Consider the following 22306-nt stretch of genomic DNA (forward strand, 5'->3'; position numbering starts at 1 on the left):
TATGATGTCTTCTGTTTCTACATCGGGTTCTGGAGCACCTAAGTCGTCATTCAGCTTTGGGCGTATCTGGGATCAGTACGGCATGCTGGTGGTGTTTGCGGTGCTTTTTATCGCCTGTGCCATTTTTGTCCCAAATTTTGCCACCTTCATTAATATGAAAGGGTTGGGCCTGGCAATTTCTATGTCGGGGATGGTGGCGTGTGGCATGTTGTTCTGCCTTGCTTCCGGTGACTTTGACCTTTCTGTCGCCTCCGTAATTGCCTGTGCGGGTGTCACCACTGCGGTGGTTATCAACCTGACTGAAAGCCTGTGGATTGGCGTGGCAGCGGGTTTGTTGCTGGGCGTTCTCTGTGGCCTGGTCAATGGCTTTGTTATCGCCAAACTGAAAATAAATGCCCTCATCACGACACTGGCAACGATGCAGATTGTTCGAGGTCTGGCGTACATCATTTCAGACGGTAAAGCGGTCGGTATCGAAGATGAAAGCTTCTTTGCCCTTGGTTACGCCAACTGGTTTGGTCTGCCTGCGCCAATCTGGCTCACCGTCGCGTGTTTGATCATCTTTGGCTTGCTGCTGAATAAAACCACCTTTGGTCGTAATACCCTGGCGATTGGCGGGAACGAAGAGGCTGCGCGTCTGGCGGGTGTACCGGTTGTTCGCACCAAAATTATTATCTTTGTTCTCTCTGGCCTGGTATCAGCGATAGCCGGAATTATTCTGGCTTCACGTATGACCAGTGGGCAGCCAATGACGTCGATTGGCTATGAGCTGATTGTGATCTCCGCCTGCGTTTTAGGTGGCGTTTCTCTGAAAGGCGGCATCGGAAAAATCTCATATGTGGTGGCGGGTATCTTAATTTTAGGCACCGTGGAAAACGCCATGAACCTGCTTAATATTTCTCCTTTCGCACAGTACGTAGTTCGCGGCTTAATCCTGCTGGCAGCGGTGATTTTCGACCGTTACAAGCAAAAAGCGAAACGCACTGTCTGATGCTTTTTTCCACAACAATTTAGCGTTTTTTCCCACCACAGCCAGCCGCCACAACGGTTGGCTGTTCTTCGTTGCAAATGGCGACCCCCGTCACACTGTCTATACTTACATGTCTGTAAAGCGCGTTCTGCGCAACACAATAAGAAAAGAGAAGGAGGAGAACCGGGTGACAGAACCGTTAACCGAAACCCCTGAACTATCTGCGAAATATGCCTGGTTTTTTGATCTCGATGGAACGCTGGCGGAAATCAAACCGCATCCCGATCAAGTCGTCGTGCCTGACACTATTCTGCAAGGACTTCAGCTACTGGCAACCGCAAGTGATGGTGCATTGGCATTGATTTCAGGGCGCTCAATGGTGGAGCTTGACGCACTGGCAAAACCTTATCGCTTCCCGTTAGCGGGCGTGCATGGGGCGGAGCGCCGTGACATCAATGGTAAAACGCATATCGTTTATCTGCCGGATGCGATTGCGCGTGATATTAGCGTGCAACTGCATACGGTCATCGCCCAGTATCCCGGCGCGGAGCTGGAGGCGAAAGGAATGGCTTTTGCGCTGCATTATCGCCAGGCTCCGCAGCATGAAGACGCATTAATGACATTAGCGCAACGTATTACTCAGATCTGGCCACAAATGGCGTTACAGCAGGGAAAGTGTGTTGTCGAGATCAAACCGAAAGGTACCAGTAAAGGTGAGGCGATTGCTGCTTTTATGCAGGAAGCTCCCTTTATCGGGCGAACGCCCGTATTTCTGGGCGATGATCTGACCGATGAATCTGGCTTCGCAGTCGTTAACCGGCTGGGCGGAATGTCAGTAAAAATTGGCACAGGTGCAACTCAGGCATCATGGCGACTGGCGGGCGTGCCGGATGTCTGGAGCTGGCTTGAAATGATAACCACCGCATTACAACAAAAAAGAGAAAATAACAGGAGTGATGACTATGAGTCGTTTAGTCGTAGTATCTAACCGGATTGCACCACCAGACGAGCACGCCGCCAGTGCCGGTGGCCTTGCCGTTGGCATACTGGGGGCACTGAAAGCCGCAGGTGGACTGTGGTTTGGCTGGAGCGGTGAAACAGGGAATGAGGATCAGCCGCTAAAAAAGGTGAAAAAGGGTAACATTACGTGGGCCTCTTTTAACCTCAGCGAACAGGACCTTGACGAATACTACAACAAATTCTCCAATGCCGTTCTCTGGCCCGCTTTTCATTATCGGCTCGATCTGGTGCAATTTCAGCGTCCTGCCTGGGATGGCTATCTACGCGTAAATGCGTTGCTGGCAGATAAATTACTGCCGCTGTTGCAAGACGATGACATTATCTGGATCCACGATTATCACCTGTTGCCCTTTGCGCATGAATTACGCAAACGGGGCGTGAATAATCGCATTGGTTTCTTTCTGCATATTCCTTTCCCGACACCGGAAATCTTCAACGCGCTGCCGACATATGACACCTTGCTTGAACAGCTTTGTGATTATGATTTGCTGGGTTTCCAGACGGAGAACGATCGTCTGGCGTTCCTGGATTGCCTTTCTAACCTGACCCGCGTCACGACACGTAGCGCAAAAAGCCATACGGCCTGCGGCAAAGCGTTTCGAACGGAAGTTTACCCGATCGGCATTGAGCCGAAAGAAATAGCGAAACAGGCTGCCGGTCCACTGCCGCCAAAACTGGCGCAACTCAAAGCAGAACTGAAAAACGTACAAAATATCTTTTCTGTCGAACGACTGGATTATTCCAAAGGTTTGCCGGAGCGTTTTCTCGCCTATGAAGCGTTACTGGAAAAATATCCGCAACATCACGGTAAAATTCGTTATACCCAGATCGCGCCAACGTCTCGTGGTGATGTGCAAGCCTATCAGGATATTCGTCATCAGCTCGAAAATGAAGCCGGACGAATTAATGGTAAATATGGGCAATTAGGCTGGACGCCGCTTTATTATTTGAATCAGCATTTTGACCGTAAATTACTGATGAAAATATTCCGCTACTCTGACGTGGGCTTAGTGACGCCACTGCGTGACGGGATGAACCTGGTGGCAAAAGAGTATGTTGCCGCTCAGGACCCTGCTAACCCGGGCGTTCTTGTTCTTTCGCAATTTGCGGGAGCGGCAAACGAGTTAACGTCGGCGTTAATTGTTAATCCCTACGATCGTGACGAAGTTGCAGCTGCGCTGGATCGTGCATTGACTATGTCGCTGGCGGAACGTATTTCCCGTCATGCAGAAATGCTGGACGTTATCGTGAAAAACGATATTAACCACTGGCAGGAGTGCTTCATTAGCGACCTAAAGCAGATAGTTCCGCGAAGCGCAGAAAGCCAGCAGCGCGATAAAGTTGCTACCTTTCCTAAGCTTGCGTAGGTGCGGTTAATCTCCCGTAAGTGGAACTAACAGCACATCGACCTCACTTGAGGTAATCACTCTTTTCGCCGAGCAGGATGCTCGCGAAAAGAAACTGTGATTGTGATTACCGCAAATCACCAAATCGAAATGATGTTTGCGACAAACTTCCAGAATATGTTCGCTTAACTCACCGTAGGCAATAAACGTCTTGTCAACGGGATACCCCGCATCCTGAATTAACTTATCAAGAAAGCTTTGCGTTTCTTCCTGCATCACATTGCGTAAATCTTCAAGCATCGGCGCAGCTAATTGATTGTACATTTCCGGGTCGGAAGCGAGAGTAATTAAACTGATGTGTCCCTTTACTGGCCTGGCGATAGATACCGCTTTTGCCAGCAGTTGCTGACTTTCCGGTGTAACCGCAACGGCGACAAGAATATTGCTATAGCTCATAACCTGTTCCTTATTCTGTGAACTTCAGGTGACATTAAAGCTTTACTCCTAATGGAGAAACGACGCAATCCCAACTCAGTTAAACAGGTAAATATTAGTCTGATTATTAGTAAAGACAATTAATCAATCACTCTTGGTTATCATATGATTTCAACTGTATTTATAAGAAAATAATGTACTGATTTCCCATATTGAACAAGTGGTTAATATATGCAAAACATTTTATTAACATTAGGTTGATTGTTGCCTTTCTTTGTAGTTAATTAGTTTGTTGTGCGGTAAGTGTTTGTTTAAAAATGGCTTATCGGGTATTGCATTAAAGCGATTATTTATAGCAGATGATTATTTACGGTGAGTTATTTTAACTGTGCGCAACATCCCATTTCGATTATTCCTGTTTCATTTTTGCTTGCCAGTGTAGCGAAAAAATTTTTAACAGATTGAAATACACCCAAAACAAAAGTATGACTTATACATTTATGTTAAGTAATTGAGCGTTTTATGTGATCTGCATCACACATTATTGAAAATCGCAGCCCCCCTCCGTTGTATGTGCGTGTAGTGACGAGTACAGTTGCGTCGATTTAGGAAAAATCTTAGATAAGTGTAAAGACCCCCTTCTATTTGTAAGGACTTATTAAACCAAAAAGGTGGGTCTGCTTATTGCAGCTTATCGCAACTATTCTAATGCTAATTATTTTTTACCGGGGCTTCCCGGCGACATCACGGGGTGCGGTGTGACCGCATAAAAATAAAGTTGGTTATTCTGGGTGGGAATAATGCATACCTCCGAGTTGCTGAAACACATTTATGACATCAACTTGTCATATTTACTACTTGCACAGCGTCTGATTGTTCAGGACAAAGCGTCCGCTATGTTTCGTCTCGGCATAAATGAAGAAATGGCGACAACGTTAGCGGCACTGACTCTTCCGCAAATGGTTAAGCTGGCAGAAACCAATCAACTGGTTTGTCACTTCCGTTTTGACAGCCACCAGACGATTACTCAGTTGACGCAAGATTCCCGCGTTGACGATCTCCAGCAAATTCATACCGGCATCATGCTCTCAACACGCTTGCTGAATGATGTTAATCAGCCTGAAGAAGCGCTGCGCAAGAAAAGGGCCTGATCATGAGTGAAAAAAGCATTGTTCAGGAAGCGCGGGATATTCAGCTGGCAATGGAATTGATCACCCTGGGCGCTCGTTTGCAGATGCTGGAAAGCGAAACACAGTTAAGTCGCGGACGTCTGATAAAACTCTATAAAGAACTGCGCGGAAGCCCACCGCCGAAAGGCATGCTGCCATTCTCAACCGACTGGTTTATGACCTGGGAACAAAATGTTCATGCTTCGATGTTCTGTAATGCATGGCAGTTTTTACTGAAAACTGGCTTGTGTAATGGCGTCGATGCGGTGATCAAAGCCTACCGTTTATACCTTGAACAGTGCCCGCAAGCAGAAGAAGGACCGCTGCTGGCATTAACCCGTGCCTGGACATTGGTGCGGTTTGTTGAAAGTGGATTACTGCAACTTTCCAGCTGCAACTGCTGCGGCGGCAATTTTATTACCCACGCTCACCAGCCTGTTGGCAGCTTTGCCTGCAGCTTATGTCAGCCGCCATCCCGGGCAGTAAAAAGACGTAAACTTTCCCAGAATCCTGCCGATATTATCCCACAACTGCTGGATGAACAGAGAGTACAGGCTGTTTAACTGATACGGTGTGGCGAAACATTCCAGCAGCGGTAACGATGTACCGCTGCTTTTTTTTGCCCCTATCGCGTGTTAACGCCTGACGACTGAACATCCTGTCATGGTCAACAGTGGAAGGATGATGTCGTGCTTATCTTATTAGGTTACCTGGTTGTTCTCGGTACAGTTTTCGGCGGTTATTTGATGACCGGTGGAAGCCTTGGAGCACTCTATCAACCCGCTGAACTGGTGATTATTGCCGGTGCAGGGATTGGGTCGTTTATCGTCGGCAATAATGGCAAAGCGATTAAAGGCACGCTGAAGGCGCTGCCGTTGCTGTTTCGTCGCTCCAAATACACCAAAGCAATGTATATGGATCTGCTGGCTCTGCTTTATCGGTTGATGGCGAAATCGCGGCAGATGGGGATGTTTTCGCTGGAACGCGATATTGAAAATCCCCGTGAGAGTGAGATCTTCGCCAGCTACCCACGCATCCTTGCGGATAGCGTCATGCTTGAATTTATCGTCGATTATCTGCGCCTGATTATCAGTGGTCACATGAACACCTTCGAAATCGAAGCTCTGATGGATGAAGAGATTGAGACGCACGAAAGCGAGGCAGAAGTCCCGGCGAACAGTCTGGCGCTGGTCGGGGACTCACTTCCGGCGTTTGGTATTGTTGCGGCTGTAATGGGGGTCGTTCACGCGTTAGGTTCAGCCGATCGTCCTGCCGCCGAGCTGGGGGCGCTTATCGCTCATGCGATGGTGGGGACTTTCCTCGGTATTTTATTGGCTTACGGATTTATTTCCCCATTAGCGAGTGTTTTACGTCAGAAAAGCGCCGAAACCAGCAAAATGATGCAGTGCGTCAAAGTCACTCTGCTTTCTAATCTGAACGGTTACGCACCGCCTATCGCCGTTGAGTTTGGTCGCAAAACGCTCTATTCCAGCGAACGTCCGTCGTTTATTGAGCTGGAAGAGCATGTGCGTGCGGTGAAAAATCCGCAACAACAGACGACAACCGAGGAAGCATGAAGAATCAAGCGCATCCGATTATTGTCGTCAAACGACGCAAAGCCAAAAGCCACGGGGCAGCACATGGATCGTGGAAGATTGCTTATGCCGACTTTATGACCGCAATGATGGCCTTTTTTCTGGTGATGTGGCTGATCTCTATCTCCAGTCCAAAAGAGCTGATTCAGATTGCGGAGTACTTCCGGACTCCGCTGGCGACAGCGGTTACGGGCGGCGATCGCATTTCTAATAGTGAAAGCCCAATTCCCGGCGGTGGTGATGATTACACCCAAAGCCAGGGGGAAGTGAATAAGCAGCCGAACATCGAAGAGCTGAAAAAACGCATGGAGCAAAGTCGATTGCGGAAATTGCGTGGCGATCTCGACCAATTGATAGAGTCCGATCCGAAACTGCGGGCGTTACGTCCACATCTCAAAATCGATCTGGTCCAGGAAGGTCTACGTATTCAGATCATCGATAGCCAGAATCGCCCGATGTTCAGAACCGGCAGTGCCGACGTCGAACCCTATATGCGCGACATTCTGCGCGCCATCGCGCCCGTTCTGAATGGTATTCCCAACCGTATTAGCCTTTCGGGTCATACCGATGATTTCCCTTACGCCAGTGGTGAGAAAGGATATAGCAACTGGGAGCTTTCTGCCGATCGGGCCAATGCATCCCGCCGCGAACTGATGGTTGGCGGGTTGAATGGCGGCAAAGTGTTACGTGTCGTCGGCATGGCGGCAACGATGCGCTTAAGCGATCGCGGACCTGATGATGCCATCAACCGTCGCATCAGCCTGCTGGTACTGAACAAACACGCCGAACAGGCCATTTTGCATGAAAACGCCGAAAGCCAGAATGAGCCAGTAAGCGCCCTGGAAAAACCTGAGGTTGCACCACAGGTCAGTGTTCCCACAATGCCATCAGCCGAACCGAGGTGACAGCGTGAGCATGGATATAAGCGATTTTTATCAGACATTTTTTGATGAAGCGGACGAACTGTTGGCTGATATGGAGCAGCATCTGCTGGTTTTGCAGCCGGAAGCGCCAGATGCCGAACAGTTGAATGCCATCTTTCGGGCTGCCCACTCGATCAAAGGAGGGGCAGGAACCTTTGGCTTCAGCGTTTTGCAGGAAACCACGCATCTGATGGAAAACCTGCTCGATGAAGCCAGACGAGGTGAGATGCAACTCAACACCGACATTATCAATCTGTTTTTGGAAACGAAGGACATCATGCAAGAACAGCTCGACGCTTATAAACAGTCGCAAGAGCCGGATGCCGCCAGCTTCGATTATATCTGCTAGGCCTTGCGTCAACTGGCATTAGAAGCGAAAGGCGAAACGCCATCTGCAGTGACCCGATTAAGTGTGGTTGCCAAAAGTGAACCGCAAGATGAGCAGAGTCGTAGTCAGTCACCGCGACGAATTATCCTTTCGCGCCTGAAGGCCGGCGAAGTCGACCTGCTGGAAGAAGAGTTGGGGCATCTGACAACGTTAACTGACGTGGTGAAAGGGGCGGATTCTCTCTCGGCAATATTACCGGGCGACATCGCCGAAGATGACATCACAGCGGTACTCTGTTTTGTGATTGAAGCCGGTCAGATTACCTTTGAAACAGTAGACGTCTCGCCAAAAATATCCACCCCACCAGTGCTTAAACTGGCAGCCGAACAAGCGCCAACCGGTCGCGTGGAGCGGGAAAAAACGACGCGCAGCAGTGAATCCACCAGCATCCGTGTAGCGGTAGAAAAGGTTGATCAATTAATTAACCTCGTCGGCGAGCTGGTCATCACCCAGTCCATGCTTGCTCAGCGCTCCAGTGAACTGGACCCGGTTAATCATGGTGATTTGATTACCAGCATGGGGCAGTTACAACGTAACGCTCGTGATTTGCAGGAATCAGTGATGTCGATTCGCATGATGCCGATGGAATATGTCTTTAGTCGCTATCCCCGGCTGGTGCGTGATCTGGCGGGAAAACTCGGCAAGCAGGTAGAACTGACGCTGGTGGGCAGTTCTACTGAACTCGACAAGAGCCTGATTGAACGCATTATCGACCCGCTGACCCACCTGGTACGCAATAGCCTCGATCACGGTATTGAACTGCCAGAAAAACGGCTCGCTGCAGGTAAAAACAGCGTCGGAAATTTAATTCTGTCTGCCGAACATCAGGGCGGCAACATTTGCATTGAAGTGACCGACGATGGGGCGGGGCTAAACCGTGAACGAATTCTGGCAAAAGCGGCCTCGCAAGGTCTGACCGTCAGCGAAAACATGAGCGACGACGAAGTTGCAATGCTGATATTTGCACCTGGCTTCTCCACGGCGGAGCAGGTCACCGACGTCTCCGGGCGTGGCGTCGGCATGGACGTCGTTAAACGTAATATCCAGGAGATGGGCGGTCATGTCGAGATCCAGTCGATGCAGGGTACTGGCACTACGATCCGCATTTTACTGCCGCTGACGCTGGCAATTCTTGACGGCATGTCCGTACGCGTTGCGGATGAAGTTTTCATTCTGCCGCTGAATGCTGTCATGGAATCACTGCAACCCCGTGAAGCCGATCTGCATCCACTGGCTGGCGACGAGCGGGTGCTGGAAGTGCGGGGTGAATATCTGCCTATCGTCGAACTGTGGAAAGTGTTCAACGTCGCGGGCGCGAAAACCGAAGCCACCCAGGGAATTGTGGTGATCTTACAAAGTGGCGGTCGCCGCTACGCCTTGCTAGTGGATCAATTAATTGGTCAACACCAGGTTGTGGTTAAAAACCTTGAAAGTAACTATCGCAAAGTCCCCGGCATTTCTGCTGCGACCATTCTTGGCGACGGCAGCGTGGCACTGATTGTTGATGTCTCCGCCTTGCAGGCGATAAACCGCGAACAACGTATGGCGAACACCGCCGCCTGAATGAGTAAAAAGGTAACAATATGACCGGTATGACGAATGTAACAAAGCTGGCCAGCGAGCCGTCAGGCCAGGAATTTCTGGTATTTACCCTTGGTGATGAAGAGTACGGTATTGATATTCTGAAAGTGCAGGAGATCCGTGGCTACGATCAGGTGACACGGATTGCGAACACGCCAGCGTTTATCAAAGGCGTCACGAATCTGCGCGGCGTTATTGTGCCGATTGTTGACTTACGAATTAAGTTCAGCCAGGTGGATGTGGACTATAACGACAACACGGTAGTTATCGTCCTGAATCTCGGACAGCGGGTGGTCGGCATCGTGGTTGACGGCGTCTCAGACGTGCTTTCATTGACGGCGGAGCAAATTCGTCCGGCACCGGAATTTGCCGTGACGCTTTCAACCGAATATCTCACAGGACTGGGCGCACTGGGCGACCGCATGTTGATTCTGGTGAACATCGAAAAACTGCTGAACAGCGAAGAGATGGCGCTGTTAGATAGCGCGGCGTCAGAAGTGGCGTAATTCTCCCGATGTCCTCAATTGAAATGAACCCGATGATCTGCGCATCGGGTTTTTTATTTCAATTTCGCGGCGGGTGGCATCAGCAATAAAGTTTCCCCCCTCCTTGCCGATAACGAGATCAACTTGTTTTCAGGAAGGTGCCTTATGATTAACCGTATCCGCGTAGTCACGCTGTTGGTAATGGTGCTGGGGGTATTCGCACTGTTACAGCTTATTTCCGGCAGTCTGTTTTTTTCTTCCCTTCACCATAGCCAGAAGAGCTTTGTGGTTTCCAATCAATTACGGGAACAGCAGGGCGAGCTGACGTCAACATGGGATTTAATGCTACAAACGCGCATTAACCTGAGTCGTTCAGCGGTGCGGATGATGATGGATTCATCCAATCAGCAAAGTAATGCCAAAGTTGAGTTGCTCGATAGTGCCAGGAAAACATTGGCCCAGGCCGCGACTCATTATAAAAAATTCAAAAGCATGGCACCGTTACCTGAAATGGTCGCTACCAGTCGTAATATTGATGAAAAATATAAAAACTATCACACAGCGTTAACTGAACTGATTGATTATCTTGATTATGGCAATACTGGAGCTTATTTCGCTCAGCCAACCCAGGGAATGCAAAATGCAATGGGCGAAGCGTTTGCTCAGTACGCCCTCAGCAGTGAAAAACTGTATCGCGATATCGTCACTGACAACGCAGATGATTACCGATTTGCCCAGTGGCAACTGGCGGTTATCGCGCTGGTGGTGGTATTGATTCTGCTGGTGGCGTGGTACGGCATTCGCCGTATGTTGCTTACACCGCTGGCAAAAATTATTGCGCATATTCGCGAAATTGCCGGTGGTAACCTGGCGAATACCCTGACCATTGACGGGCGCAGTGAAATGGGCGACCTGGCGCAGAGCGTTTCACATATGCAACGCTCTTTGACTGACACCGTCACTCATGTGCGCGAAGGTTCAGATGCCATCTATGCCGGTACCCGTGAAATTGCGGCGGGCAACACCGATCTTTCCTCCCGTACTGAACAGCAGGCATCCGCGCTGGAAGAAACTGCCGCCAGCATGGAGCAGCTCACCGCGACAGTGAAGCAAAACGCCGATAACGCCCGCCAGGCCTCGCAACTGGCGCAAAGTGCCTCCGACACCGCCCAGCACGGCGGCAAAGTGGTGGATGGCGTAGTGAAAACGATGCATGAGATCGCCGATAGTTCGAAGAAAATTGCCGACATTATCAGCGTTATCGATGGTATTGCCTTCCAGACTAATATCCTCGCGCTGAATGCCGCTGTTGAAGCCGCGCGAGCGGGTGAACAAGGCCGTGGTTTTGCCGTGGTGGCGGGCGAAGTGCGTAATCTTGCCAGTCGCAGCGCCCAGGCGGCAAAAGAGATCAAAGCCCTCATTGAAGACTCCGTCTCGCGCGTTGATACCGGTTCGGTGCTGGTCGAAAGCGCAGGGGAAACAATGAACAATATCGTCAATGCTGTCACTCGCGTGACTGACATTATGGGCGAGATTGCATCAGCATCGGATGAACAGAGTCGTGGCATCGATCAAGTCGCATTGGCGGTTTCGGAAATGGATCGCGTCACGCAACAGAACGCATCGCTGGTGCAGGAATCAGCTGCCGCCGCAGCTGCGCTGGAAGAACAGGCGAGTCGTTTAACGCAAGCGGTTTCCGCGTTCCGTCTGGCAGCCAGCCCACTCACCAATAAACCGCAAACACCATCTCGTCCTGCCAGTGAGCAACCACCGGCACAGCCACGACTGCGAATTGCTGAACAAGATCCAAACTGGGAAACATTTTGACGAGTATTTACTAAAGCGGTCATTGCCGCCTGATGGGGAGCGTTGATGTTTAATCGTATTCGAATTTCGACCACGCTGTTTTTAATTTTGATTCTCTGCGGGATCTTGCAGATTGGCAGTAACGGCATGTCTTTTGGGCATTTCGCGACGATTTGCAACGACTGAATCAGGCCGACCATCTTTCGTCGCGTGTGGCGGTATTTACCCTTGAAGAACATGAAGTAGCACGACATGAGTCGGCGCAGTTACAAATTGCGCCAGTGGTATCCTGAAGTGATTGAGAAGGCGCTATGACTTCATCTCTGCCCTGTGGGCAAACGTCTTTATTGTTACAGATGACCGAGCGCCTGGCGCTTTCCGACGCGCATTTTCGGCGGATAAGTCAATTGATCTATCAACGAGCCGGGATCGTTCTGGCTGACCATAAACGCGACATGGTTTACAACCGACTGGTTCGTCGTTTGCGTGCGCTGGGACTGGCGGATTTCGGTCATTACCTGAACTTGCTGGAATCTAATCAGCACAGCGGTGAGTGGCAGGCGTTTATCAATTCGCTGACCACGAATCTGACGGCATTTTTCCGTGAGGCACACCATTTTCCTCTGCTCGCGGATCACGCACGTCGCCGTTCTGGCGAGTATCGCGTATGGAGTGCGGCGGCTTCAACCGGCGAAGAGCCGTACAGCATAGCGATGACGCTGGCTGATACATTGGGCACCGCGCCCGGACGCTGGAAAGTGTTTGCCAGCGATATCGACACCGAAGTGCTGGAAAAAGCCAGAAGCGGTATTTATCGCCATGAAGAGTTGAAAAACCTGACGCCGCAGCAACTGCAACGGTATTTCATGCGAGGGACGGGACCGCATGAAGGGCTGGTACGCGTGCGTCAGGAGCTGGCGAACTATGTTGATTTTGCCCCGCTGAATTTACTGGCGAAACAGTACACCGTGCCGGGGCCGTTTGATGCGATCTTCTGTCGTAACGTCATGATCTACTTCGATCAAACTACCCAGCAGAAGATTTTGCGCCGCTTTGTTCCGCTCCTTAAACCCGACGGATTGCTGTTTGCGGGTCACTCTGAAAACTTTAGCCACCTTGAGCGCCGCTTCATGCTGCGTGGTCAGACGGTGTATGCGCTAAGTAAGGATTAACGATGAGCAAAATCAGGGTGTTATCTGTCGATGATTCGGCACTGATGCGCCAGATCATGACAGAAATCATCAACAGCCATAGCGACATGGAAATGGTGGCGACCGCCCCTGATCCGCTGGTTGCGCGTGATTTGATTAAGAAATTCAATCCCGATGTATTGACGCTGGATGTTGAAATGCCGCGGATGGACGGACTGGATTTCCTCGAAAAATTAATGCGTTTGCGTCCAATGCCCGTTGTGATGGTTTCTTCCCTGACCGGCAAAGGGTCAGAAGTTACGCTGCGCGCGCTGGAGCTGGGGGCGATAGATTTTGTCACCAAACCGCAACTGGGTATTCGCGAAGGAATGCTGGCATATAGCGAAATGATTGCTGAAAAGGTGCGTACGGCAGCAAAGGCGAGCCTTGCAGCACATAAGCCATTGTCGGTACCGACAACGCTGAAGGCGGGGCCGTTGTTGAGTTCTGAAAAACTGATTGCGATTGGTGCTTCAACGGGTGGAACTGAGGCAATTCGTCACGTACTGCAACCGTTGCCGCTTTCCAGTCCGGCACTGTTAATTACCCAGCATATGCCGCCCGGTTTCACCCGCTCTTTTGCCGACAGACTTAATAAGCTTTGCCAGATCGGAGTTAAAGAAGCCGAAGACGGAGAGCGCGTCTTGCCGGGACATGCCTATATCGCGCCGGGCGATCGGCATATGGAGCTGGCGCGTAGTGGCGCAAATTATCAAATCAAAATTCACGATGGCCCGGCGGTTAATCGCCATCGGCCATCGGTAGATGTGTTGTTCCATTCTGTGGCCAAACAGGCGGGGCGTAATGCGGTTGGGGTAATCCTAACCGGTATGGGCAACGACGGCGCGGCGGGAATGTTGGCGATGCGTCAGGCGGGGGCATGGACCCTTGCGCAAAACGAAGCAAGTTGCGTGGTGTTCGGCATGCCGCGCGAGGCCATCAATATGGGTGGTGTCTGCGAAGTGGTCGATCTTAGCCAGGTAAGTCAGCAAATGCTGGCAAAAATTAGTGCCGGACAGGCGATACGTATTTAAATCAGGAGTGTGAAATGGCGGATAAAGAACTTAAATTTTTGGTTGTGGATGACTTTTCCACCATGCGACGCATAGTGCGTAACCTGCTGAAAGAGCTGGGATTCAATAATGTTGAGGAAGCGGAAGATGGCCTCGACGCTCTCAATAAGTTGCAGGCAGGCGGTTATGGATTTGTTATCTCCGACTGGAACATGCCCAATATGGATGGCCTGGAGTTGCTGAAAACGATTCGTGCGGATGGCGCGATGTCGGCATTGCCAGTGTTAATGGTGACTGCAGAAGCGAAGAAAGAGAACATCATTGCTGCGGCGCAAGCGGGGGCCAGTGGCTATGTGGTGAAACCATTTACCGCCGCGACGCTGGAGGAAAAACTCAACAAAATCTTTGAGAAACTGGGCATGTGAGGATGCGACTATGATGCAACCATCAATCAAACCTGCTGACGAGCATTCAGCTGGCGATATCATTGCGCGCATCGGCAGCCTGACGCGTATGCTGCGCGACAGTTTGCGGGAACTGGGGCTGGATCAGGCCATTGCCGAAGCCGCGGAAGCTATCCCCGATGCGCGCGATCGTTTGTACTATGTTGTGCAGATGACCGCCCAGGCTGCGGAGCGGGCGCTGAACAGTGTTGAGGCGTCACAACCGCATCAGGATCAAATGGAGAAATCAGCAAAAGCGTTAACCCAACGTTGGGATGACTGGTTTGCCGATCCGATTGACCTTGCCGACGCCCGTGAACTGGTAACAGACACGCGGCAATTTCTGGCAGATGTCCCCGCACATACCAGCTTTACTAACGCGCAACTGCTGGAAATCATGATGGCGCAGGATTTTCAGGATCTCACCGGACAGGTCATTAAGCGGATGATGGATGTCATTCAGGAGATCGAACGTCAGTTGCTGATGGTGCTGTTGGAAAACATCCCGGAACAGGAGTCGCGTCCAAAACGTGAAAACCAGAGTTTGCTTAATGGACCTCAGGTCGATACCAGCAAAGCCGGTGTGGTAGCCAGTCAGGATCAGGTGGACGATTTGTTGGATAGTCTTGGATTTTGATTTGTATTGCCTGATGTGACGTGGCCGCGTCACATCAGATCTTCAAGGTTGGATAAGGCGTTTACGCCGTACCCGACAAACATGTCACCATGCCTGATGTGCTGTGGCAAAAGCCCTAAATCCCGCCTGTTTTGCCCCTTACTCAAACCATTGAACACTTTGCGCTCTGGCATCATTTACGCTTAATACTCTTTCCAGGATTGGCGACGTGTCTGACGAGAGCGACGACAAAACAGAAGCCCCCACACCTCACCGACTAGAAAAAGCGCGGGAAGAGGGGCAAATCCCGCGTTCCCGCGAACTGACTTCACTGCTGATTTTGCTGGTGGGCGTTAGTGTTATCTGGTTTGGCGGTGTGTCGCTGGCCCGTCGATTGTCGGGCATGCTCTCCGCAGGGCTGCATTTTGATCACAGTATTATCAATGACCCGAATCTGATCCTCGGGCAGATTATTCTGCTGATCAGAGAAGCCATGCTGGCGCTGCTACCGCTGATTAGCGGCGTGGTGCTGGTGGCGATTATTTCTCCGGTTATGCTGGGGGGGCTGGTATTTAGCGGAAAATCCTTGCAGCCGAAGTTTTCCAAACTCAACCCGCTACCGGGCATTAAACGGATGTTCTCGGCACAGACTGGCGCGGAGTTGCTTAAGGCAATTTTGAAAACCATCCTGGTTGGCAGCGTGACGGGGTTTTTTCTCTGGCATCACTGGCCGCAGATGATGCGCTTAATGGCCGAGTCTCCGATTACCGCCATGGGTAATGCGATGGATCTGGTAGGGCTATGCGCGCTGCTGGTGGTGCTTGGTGTCATTCCAATGGTGGGATTTGACGTCTTTTTCCAAATCTTCAGCCACCTGAAAAAGCTGCGAATGTCACGGCAGGATATTCGTGATGAGTTCAAACAAAGCGAAGGCGACCCCCATGTTAAAGGGCGGATCCGTCAGATGCAGCGAGCGGCCGCACGGCGTCGGATGATGGCCGATGTGCCGAAAGCGGATGTCATTGTCAATAACCCGACCCACTATTCGGTAGCGTTGCAGTATGACGAAAACAAAATGAGCGCACCGAAAGTGGTCGCTAAAGGTGCAGGGCTGGTCGCGCTGCGCATTCGTGAAATTGGCGCTGAAAATAACGTCCCGACGCTTGAAGCGCCGCCGCTGGCGCGTGCGCTGTATCGACATGCGGAGATCGGTCAACAAATCCCGGGTCAACTGTACGCCGCGGTGGCGGAAGTGCTGGCCTGGGTCTGGCAACTGAAACGCTGGCGTCTGGCTGGTGGACAGCGCCCTGTACAACCTACTCATCTTCCGGTGCCGGAAGCCTTGGATTTTATTAACGAGAAACCGACCCATGAGTAATCTGGCCGCGATGCTGCGCCTGCCTGCAAACCTGAAATCGACACAATGGCAGATCCTTGCCGGACCGATTTTGATCCTGTTGATCTTGTCGATGATGGTACTGCCACTGCCCGCATTCATACTCGACCTGCTGTTTACCTTCAATATTGCCTTGTCGATCATGGTGTTGCTGGTGGCGATGTTTACCCAGCGCACGCTCGAGTTTGCTGCGTTTCCGACCATCCTGTTGTTTACCACGCTGTTGCGTCTGGCACTTAACGTGGCTTCAACCCGTATCATTTTGATGGAAGGGCATACCGGCGCGGCGGCGGCTGGAAAGGTGGTCGAAGCGTTCGGTCACTTCCTCGTTGGTGGCAATTTCGCTATCGGTATCGTGGTGTTCGTCATTCTCGTGATCATCAACTTTATGGTTATCACCAAAGGTGCCGGGCGTATTGCGGAAGTGGGCGCGCGCTTTGTTCTCGATGGTATGCCGGGTAAGCAGATGGCGATTGACGCCGACCTTAACGCCGGATTGATTGGTGAAGATGAAGCGAAAAAACGCCGCTCCGAAGTGACTCAGGAAGCCGATTTTTACGGCTCGATGGACGGGGCAAGTAAGTTTGTTCGCGGCGATGCCATCGCCGGGATCCTCATCATGGTCATTAACGTTGTCGGCGGATTGCTGGTCGGTGTGCTGCAACATGGCATGAGCATGGGGCACGCGGCGGAAAGTTATACGCTATTGACCATTGGCGACGGTCTGGTGGCACAAATCCCGGCACTGGTGATTTCTACCGCCGCGGGCGTCATCGTTACACGTGTCAGCACCGATCAGGATGTTGGCGAGCAGATGGTGAATCAGCTTTTCAGTAATCCGAGCGTTATGTTATTAAGCGCCGCCGTGCTCGGTTTACTCGGCCTGGTGCCTGGAATGCCGAACCTGGTATTTTTGCTGTTCACTGCCGGATTGCTGGGGCTGGCCTGGTGGATCCGCGGACGTGAACAAAAAGCGCCTGCTGAACCAAAACCGGTAAAAATGGCAGAGAATAATACCGTTGTCGAAGCGACGTGGAACGATGTACAACTGGAAGATTCTCTGGGAATGGAAGTGGGTTATCGACTGATCCCGATGGTCGATTTCCAGCAGGATGGTGAGTTGTTGGGCCGTATACGCAGTATCCGCAAGAAATTTGCCCAGGAGATGGGGTTTCTGCCGCCAGTGGTACACATTCGCGACAATATGGATTTGCAACCAGCCCGCTATCGTATCTTGATGAAAGGTGTCGAAATGGGGAGTGGTGATGCTTATCCGGGGCGCTGGCTGGCAATTAATCCAGGCACTGCCGCCGGAACATTACCTGGTGAAGCGACCGTTGATCCGGCATTTGGCCTGAATGCTATCTGGATTGAAAGTGCGCTTAAAGAACAGGCGCAGATTCAGGGGTACACCGTGGTTGAGGCCAGCACGGTGGTGGCAACGCATCTTAACCACCTCATTAGCCAGCATGCCGCAGAGCTGTTTGGTCGTCAGGAGGCGCAACAGCTGCTGGATCGCGTCGCCCAGGAGATGCCAAAGCTGACGGAAGATCTCGTTCCTGGCGTCGTCACGCTTACCACACTGCATAAAGTGCTGCAAAATCTGCTCGATGAAAAAGTGCCGATTCGCGATATGCGCACCATTCTCGAAACGCTGGCGGAACATGCGCCCATCCAGAGCGATCCGCATGAATTAACCGCTGTCGTGCGCGTGGCGTTGGGACGTGCGATTACCCAGCAGTGGTTTCCTGGCAAAGATGAAGTCCATGTTATTGGCCTCGATACACCGCTGGAACGTTTGTTGCTACAGGCATTGCAGGGCGGGGGGGGACTGGAGCCAGGGCTGGCGGATCGCTTGTTGGCGCAAACTCAGGAAGCGCTATCCCGTCAGGAGATGTTGGGTGCGCCGCCGGTACTGTTGGTGAACCACGCGCTGCGACCATTATTGTCTCGCTTCCTGCGCCGCAGCTTGCCGCAGTTAGTGGTGCTGTCGAATCTGGAACTATCTGATAACCGACATATCCGCATGACGGCGACAATTGGTGGTAAATGATGAGAACTTTATTAGCAATATTATTGTTTCCGCTGCTGGTGCAAGCCGCCGGGGAGGGGATGTGGCAGGCGAGTAGTGTGGGCGTTACGCTGAATCACCGTGGTGAGTCGATGTCGTCAGCGCCTCTTTCTACTCGACAACCTGCTGCAGGATTGATGACGCTGGTGGCGTGGCGTTATCAGCTTATCGGTCCGACACCTGCAGGACTGCGGGTTCGCTTGTGTTCACAATCTCGTTGTGTCGAATTAGAGGGGCAGAGTGGAACCACCGTGGCCTTTTCCGGTATACCGGCGGCAGAACCGTTGCGCTTTATCTGGGAAGTGCCTGGCGGTGGGCGGTTAATTCCGCCGCTAAAGATTCAACGGAATGAAGTGATTGTAAATTATCGTTAATGATAAAAAAGCCGATGTCTGCAATGACATCGGCTGTTGCCGTATAACGCGATTACATACGCTCTACTGTCTCAATACCCAGCGTATCCAGACCCAGCTTCAGCGTCTTCGCCGTCAGTTGTGCCAGTTTCAGACGGCTGTTACGCACTTCTTCGTTTTCTGCGCTGAGGATCGGGCAGTGCTCGTAGAAGCCAGAGAACAGACCGGCCAGATCGTACAGGTAAGCACACATCACATGCGGCGTGCCTTCACGGGCAACCACAGTGAGGGTTTCTTCAAACTGCAGCAGGCGAGCTGCCAGTTGCGCTTCACGATCTTCACGGATGATTACCGGAGCTGCAGCCAGTTGCTCTTCGTCAATTTCTGCTTTACGGAACACGGATAATACACGCGTGTAAGCATACTGCATGTATGGCGCGGTATTACCCTCAAACGCCAGCATGTTGTCCCAGTCGAAGATGTAGTCCGTGGTGCGGTTTTTGGAGAGATCCGCATATTTCACCGCACCAATACCAACCGCGTTAGCCAGTTTTTCCAGCTCGTCGGCTGGCATATCCGGGTTCTTTTCTGCCACCAGACGGCGTGCACGCTCCAGGGCTTCATCCAGCAGGTCTGCCAGTTTCACTGTACCACCCGCGCGGGTTTTGAACGGTTTGCCGTCTTTACCCAGCATCATGCCGAACATGTGGTGTTCCAGCGGTACGGATTCCGGTACATAGCCTGCTTTGCGGACGATAGCCCACGCCTGCATCAGGTGTTGATGCTGACGGGAGTCGATGTAATACAGCACGCGATCGGCATGCAGTGTTTCATAACGATATTTCGCACAGGCGATATCAGTGGTGGTGTAGAGATAGCCACCATCTTTCTTCTGAATGATCACGCCCATCGGTTCGCCTTCCTTGTTTTTGAACTCATCAAGGAATACAACGGTCGCGCCTTCACTTTCTACTGCCAGACCTTTGGCTTTCAGGTCCGCCACGATACCCGGCAGCATTGGGTTGTAGAGGCTTTCACCCATCACGTCATCACGGGTCAGCGTCACGTTCAGACGATCGTAGGTGATCTGGTTCTGCGTCATGGTGATGTCGACCAGTTTGCGCCACATCTCGCGGAAATATTCGTCACCGCTTTGCAGTTTTACCACGTAGTTACGTGCACGCTCGGCAAACTCTTCATCTTCGTCGTAATGCTTTTTCGCATCGCGGTAGAAACCTTCAAGGTCAGCCAGCTCCATTTCACCGGCGTTTTCCTGCTGCTGCTTTTCCAGCCACGCAATCAGCATACCGAACTGAGTGCCCCAGTCGCCGACGTGGTTTGCGCGAATCACTTTGTGACCGAGGAACTCCAGAGTACGAACTGCTGCGTCACCAATAATGGTAGAGCGCAGGTGACCGACATGCATCTCTTTCGCCACGTTTGGCGCAGAGTAGTCAACCACAATGGTTTGTTTTTCTGGCGTAGCAACACCGAGACGATCGGACGCCAGCGCCTGCTGAACATGTTCAGCCAGGAATGCCGGATCAAGGAAAATGTTGATAAAGCCTGGACCGGCGATCTCAACTTTGCTGGCGATACCGTTAAGATCCAGATGAGTCAGCACCTGCTCTGCTAATTGTCGCGGTGCCATACCCAGTTTTTTAGCAACTGCCATCATGCCGTTAGCCTGATAGCCGCCGAACTGAACTTTTGCTGACTGACGAACCTGCGGTTCGCAATCCGCAGGCGCGCCTGCCGCAATCATGGCCTGACGGACTTTTTCTGAGAGAAGAGCCTGAATATTCACCGGAATACCTTACATTGATGAAGCGAGCAAAAATTGCCCGCACCAGTTAAAGAAATTAGGGCGGGAGTATACTGCAAATGGCTGTTTTCGTCAGCAACGTGCGCGTGGCGTATTGCCGTTTTCACCATTGCATCAGAAGCGGCGTGAAATCAGCGGTTGGTTGGCGCAGGGCAACAGGGTAAATTAGCGCTTTTAATGAAAGACGAAGAGTGATTATGGCGAACTGGCAATCTATCGACGAGCTGCAGGATATTGCATCGGATTTACCGCGATTTACCCACGCATTAGATGAACTTTCCCGCCGTCTGGGGTTGGATATCACTCCGCTGACTGCCGATCACATTTCCTTGCGTTGCCATCAAAACGTCACCGCTGAACGCTGGCGTCGCGGGTTTGAACAGTGCGGCGAGCTTTTGTCAGAAAATATGATCAATGGCAGACCGATTTGTCTGTTTAAATTGCATGAACCGCTACAGGTTGCGCACTGGCAGTTTTCCATTGTGGAGCTACCGTGGCCCGGGGAAAAACGTTACCCGCACGAAGGTTGGGAACATATTGAAATCGTTCTACCGGGTGATCCAGAAACGCTGAATGCCCGTGCGCTGGCATTGCTTTCTGATGAAGGACTCAGCCTGCCGGGGATCTCAGTTAAAACCAGTTCGCCAAAAGGTGAGCATGAACGATTACCGAATCCGACGCTGGCGGTCACCGATGGTAAAACAACCATTAAGTTTCATCCGTGGTCCATTGAAGAGATCGTTGCCAGCGAGCAGTCGGCGTAACTAAGGAGCAAAAATGGCATTACTGGAAATTTGCTGTTACAGCATGGAATGCGCGCTAACGGCGCAGCAAAACGGCGCTGACAGAGTTGAATTATGCGCAGCTCCAAAAGAGGGGGGCTTAACGCCGTCGTTGGGGGTACTGAAATCCGTGCGCCAGCGGGTGACGATCCCAGTGCATCCGATTATCCGCCCACGCGGTGGTGATTTTTGCTACAGCGACGGTGAGTTTGCCGCCATTCTTGAAGATGTGCGCACAGTCCGCGAATTAGGTTTTCCTGGACTGGTGACGGGCGTTCTCGATGTTGACGGGAATGTCGATATGCCACGAATGGAAAAAATAATGGCTGCTGCCGGTCCGCTGGCAGTGACTTTTCATCGTGCCTTCGATATGTGCGCTAACCCTTTAAATACACTCAATAATCTTACGGAATTGGGCATTGCCCGGGTACTGACATCAGGGCAAAAGTCAGACGCACTGCAAGGTTTATCAAAAATTATGGAACTTATTGCCCATCGTGATGCTCCAATCATTATGGCCGGAGCAGGAGTCCGTGCGGAAAACCTGCACCACTTCCTCGATGCCGGAGTGCTGGAAGTCCATAGCTCCGCGGGAGCGTGGCAAGCCTCACCGATGCGTTATCGTAATCAAGGATTGTCCATGTCATCAGATGCACACGCGGACGAGTATTCGCGTTATGTCGTAGACGGGGCGGCGGTTGCTGAAATGAAAGGAATCATTGAACGCCATCAGGCCAAATGATTTTTACCGTTGCATCATGTCGCCCAATATGATGCTTGCTCGTACCAGGCCCCTGCAATTTCAACAGGGGCCTTTTTTTATCCCTGAGCAGTATAAAAAACGAACGATTGCCGTGATCTGTTGAGCGGGTGACAGTGCGCATAGCGTTGTGCTAAAA

The 22306-nt window shown here is 51.5% G+C and carries 20 protein-coding genes and 2 pseudogenes; 20 read left to right on the forward strand and 2 right to left on the reverse strand.

Features of this window, described 5'->3' with window-relative positions:
• The first annotated feature begins 4 nt into the window (after positions 1–4).
• From araH to otsA, 3 genes are all read left to right on the forward strand, one after another.
• A complete protein-coding gene (gene araH, locus C4F37_RS05465) occupies positions 5–991 on the forward strand; it encodes an arabinose ABC transporter permease AraH (protein ID WP_000100205.1) in 987 nt (328 codons plus the stop codon).
• A 166-nt stretch (positions 992–1157) separates the two neighbouring features.
• Positions 1158–1958 carry a trehalose-phosphatase gene (gene otsB, locus C4F37_RS05470; RefSeq protein ID WP_001538879.1) on the forward strand — a complete coding sequence of 267 codons (801 nt, stop codon included), beginning with the start codon at positions 1158–1160 and terminating at the stop codon, positions 1956–1958.
• Positions 1933–3357 (forward strand): alpha,alpha-trehalose-phosphate synthase, encoded by a 1425-nt coding sequence (otsA, locus tag C4F37_RS05475; protein WP_001296148.1) that lies wholly within the window; start codon positions 1933–1935, stop codon positions 3355–3357. Before otsB ends, otsA begins: the two co-directional genes overlap by 26 nt.
• Before the next feature lie 6 nt (positions 3358–3363).
• On the opposite strand, the gene uspC is transcribed toward otsA, so the two are convergent.
• On the reverse strand, positions 3364–3792 hold the full coding sequence (gene uspC, locus C4F37_RS05480) for a universal stress protein UspC (protein ID WP_000122412.1): 429 nt from the start codon (positions 3790–3792) through the stop codon (positions 3364–3366).
• A 779-nt stretch (positions 3793–4571) separates the two neighbouring features.
• Here uspC and flhD point away from each other — a divergent pair.
• The 15 genes and pseudogenes from flhD to flhE all read left to right on the forward strand — a co-directional run bounded on the left by flhD (position 4572) and on the right by flhE (position 18821).
• Complete coding sequence (gene flhD, locus C4F37_RS05485; RefSeq protein ID WP_001295647.1) at positions 4572–4922, forward strand: flagellar transcriptional regulator FlhD; 351 nt, start codon at positions 4572–4574, stop codon at positions 4920–4922.
• 2 nt (positions 4923–4924) lie between these two features.
• Positions 4925–5503 carry a flagellar transcriptional regulator FlhC gene (gene flhC, locus C4F37_RS05490; RefSeq protein ID WP_001291603.1) on the forward strand — a complete coding sequence of 193 codons (579 nt, stop codon included), beginning with the start codon at positions 4925–4927 and terminating at the stop codon, positions 5501–5503.
• A gap of 126 nt (positions 5504–5629) precedes the next feature.
• Complete coding sequence (gene motA / locus C4F37_RS05495; RefSeq protein WP_000906342.1) at positions 5630–6517, forward strand: flagellar motor stator protein MotA; 888 nt, start codon at positions 5630–5632, stop codon at positions 6515–6517.
• Positions 6514–7440 (forward strand): flagellar motor protein MotB, encoded by a 927-nt coding sequence (gene motB, locus C4F37_RS05500; protein ID WP_001538878.1) that lies wholly within the window; start codon positions 6514–6516, stop codon positions 7438–7440. The genes motA and motB overlap by 4 nt, the downstream gene beginning before the upstream one ends.
• 4 nt (positions 7441–7444) lie before the next feature.
• Positions 7445–9409 (forward strand): annotated as a pseudogene (gene cheA / locus C4F37_RS05505) (chemotaxis protein CheA).
• 20 nt (positions 9410–9429) lie between these two features.
• Complete coding sequence (cheW, locus tag C4F37_RS05510; protein ID WP_000147302.1) at positions 9430–9933, forward strand: chemotaxis protein CheW; 504 nt, start codon at positions 9430–9432, stop codon at positions 9931–9933.
• A gap of 144 nt (positions 9934–10077) precedes the next feature.
• A complete protein-coding gene (tar, locus tag C4F37_RS05515) occupies positions 10078–11739 on the forward strand; it encodes a methyl-accepting chemotaxis protein II (protein WP_001313042.1) in 1662 nt (553 codons plus the stop codon).
• A 45-nt stretch (positions 11740–11784) separates the two neighbouring features.
• Positions 11785–11936: pseudogene (locus C4F37_RS27505) on the forward strand (Tar ligand binding domain-containing protein); the annotation flags it as partial.
• A gap of 93 nt (positions 11937–12029) precedes the next feature.
• Positions 12030–12890 (forward strand): protein-glutamate O-methyltransferase CheR, encoded by an 861-nt coding sequence (gene cheR, locus C4F37_RS05525; RefSeq protein WP_001533408.1) that lies wholly within the window; start codon positions 12030–12032, stop codon positions 12888–12890.
• A 2-nt stretch (positions 12891–12892) separates the two neighbouring features.
• Positions 12893–13942, forward strand: coding sequence for a protein-glutamate methylesterase/protein glutamine deamidase (gene cheB, locus C4F37_RS05530; RefSeq protein ID WP_000036385.1), 1050 nt, complete (start codon positions 12893–12895; stop codon positions 13940–13942).
• 14 nt (positions 13943–13956) lie between these two features.
• On the forward strand, positions 13957–14346 hold the full coding sequence (gene cheY / locus C4F37_RS05535) for a chemotaxis response regulator CheY (protein ID WP_000763860.1): 390 nt from the start codon (positions 13957–13959) through the stop codon (positions 14344–14346).
• A 10-nt stretch (positions 14347–14356) separates the two neighbouring features.
• Complete coding sequence (gene cheZ / locus C4F37_RS05540; protein ID WP_000983609.1) at positions 14357–15001, forward strand: protein phosphatase CheZ; 645 nt, start codon at positions 14357–14359, stop codon at positions 14999–15001.
• Between the two features lie 208 nt (positions 15002–15209).
• Entirely contained in the window at positions 15210–16358 is a 1149-nt protein-coding gene (flhB, locus tag C4F37_RS05545) for a flagellar biosynthesis protein FlhB (RefSeq protein ID WP_001278942.1), read from the forward strand.
• Complete coding sequence (gene flhA / locus C4F37_RS05550; protein ID WP_001538876.1) at positions 16351–18429, forward strand: flagellar biosynthesis protein FlhA; 2079 nt, start codon at positions 16351–16353, stop codon at positions 18427–18429. The genes flhB and flhA overlap by 8 nt, the downstream gene beginning before the upstream one ends.
• A complete protein-coding gene (gene flhE / locus C4F37_RS05555) occupies positions 18429–18821 on the forward strand; it encodes a flagellar protein FlhE (RefSeq protein WP_024186843.1) in 393 nt (130 codons plus the stop codon). The genes flhA and flhE overlap by 1 nt, the downstream gene beginning before the upstream one ends.
• Positions 18822–18873: 52 nt before the next feature.
• Here flhE and argS read toward each other — a convergent pair whose 3' ends face one another.
• The gene (argS, locus tag C4F37_RS05560) at positions 18874–20607 is read right to left on the reverse strand and encodes an arginine--tRNA ligase (RefSeq protein ID WP_001773938.1); all 1734 of its coding nucleotides are present in this window, start codon (positions 20605–20607) and stop codon (positions 18874–18876) included.
• A 215-nt stretch (positions 20608–20822) separates the two neighbouring features.
• Here argS and C4F37_RS05570 point away from each other — a divergent pair, with 215 nt between their 5' ends.
• Both C4F37_RS05570 and cutC read left to right on the forward strand, forming a co-directional pair.
• Entirely contained in the window at positions 20823–21389 is a 567-nt protein-coding gene (locus tag C4F37_RS05570; RefSeq protein ID WP_001490174.1) for a VOC family protein, read from the forward strand.
• Positions 21390–21402: 13 nt separating this feature from the next.
• Positions 21403–22149: a copper homeostasis protein CutC gene (cutC, locus tag C4F37_RS05575; RefSeq protein ID WP_001185734.1), complete on the forward strand. Its 747-nt coding sequence runs from the start codon at positions 21403–21405 to the stop codon at positions 22147–22149.
• The last annotated feature ends 157 nt before the right edge of the window (positions 22150–22306 follow it).

This window comes from Escherichia sp. R1 (assembly GCF_003000935.1).
In the GTDB taxonomy this organism is placed as follows: domain Bacteria; phylum Pseudomonadota; class Gammaproteobacteria; order Enterobacterales; family Enterobacteriaceae; genus Escherichia; species Escherichia coli.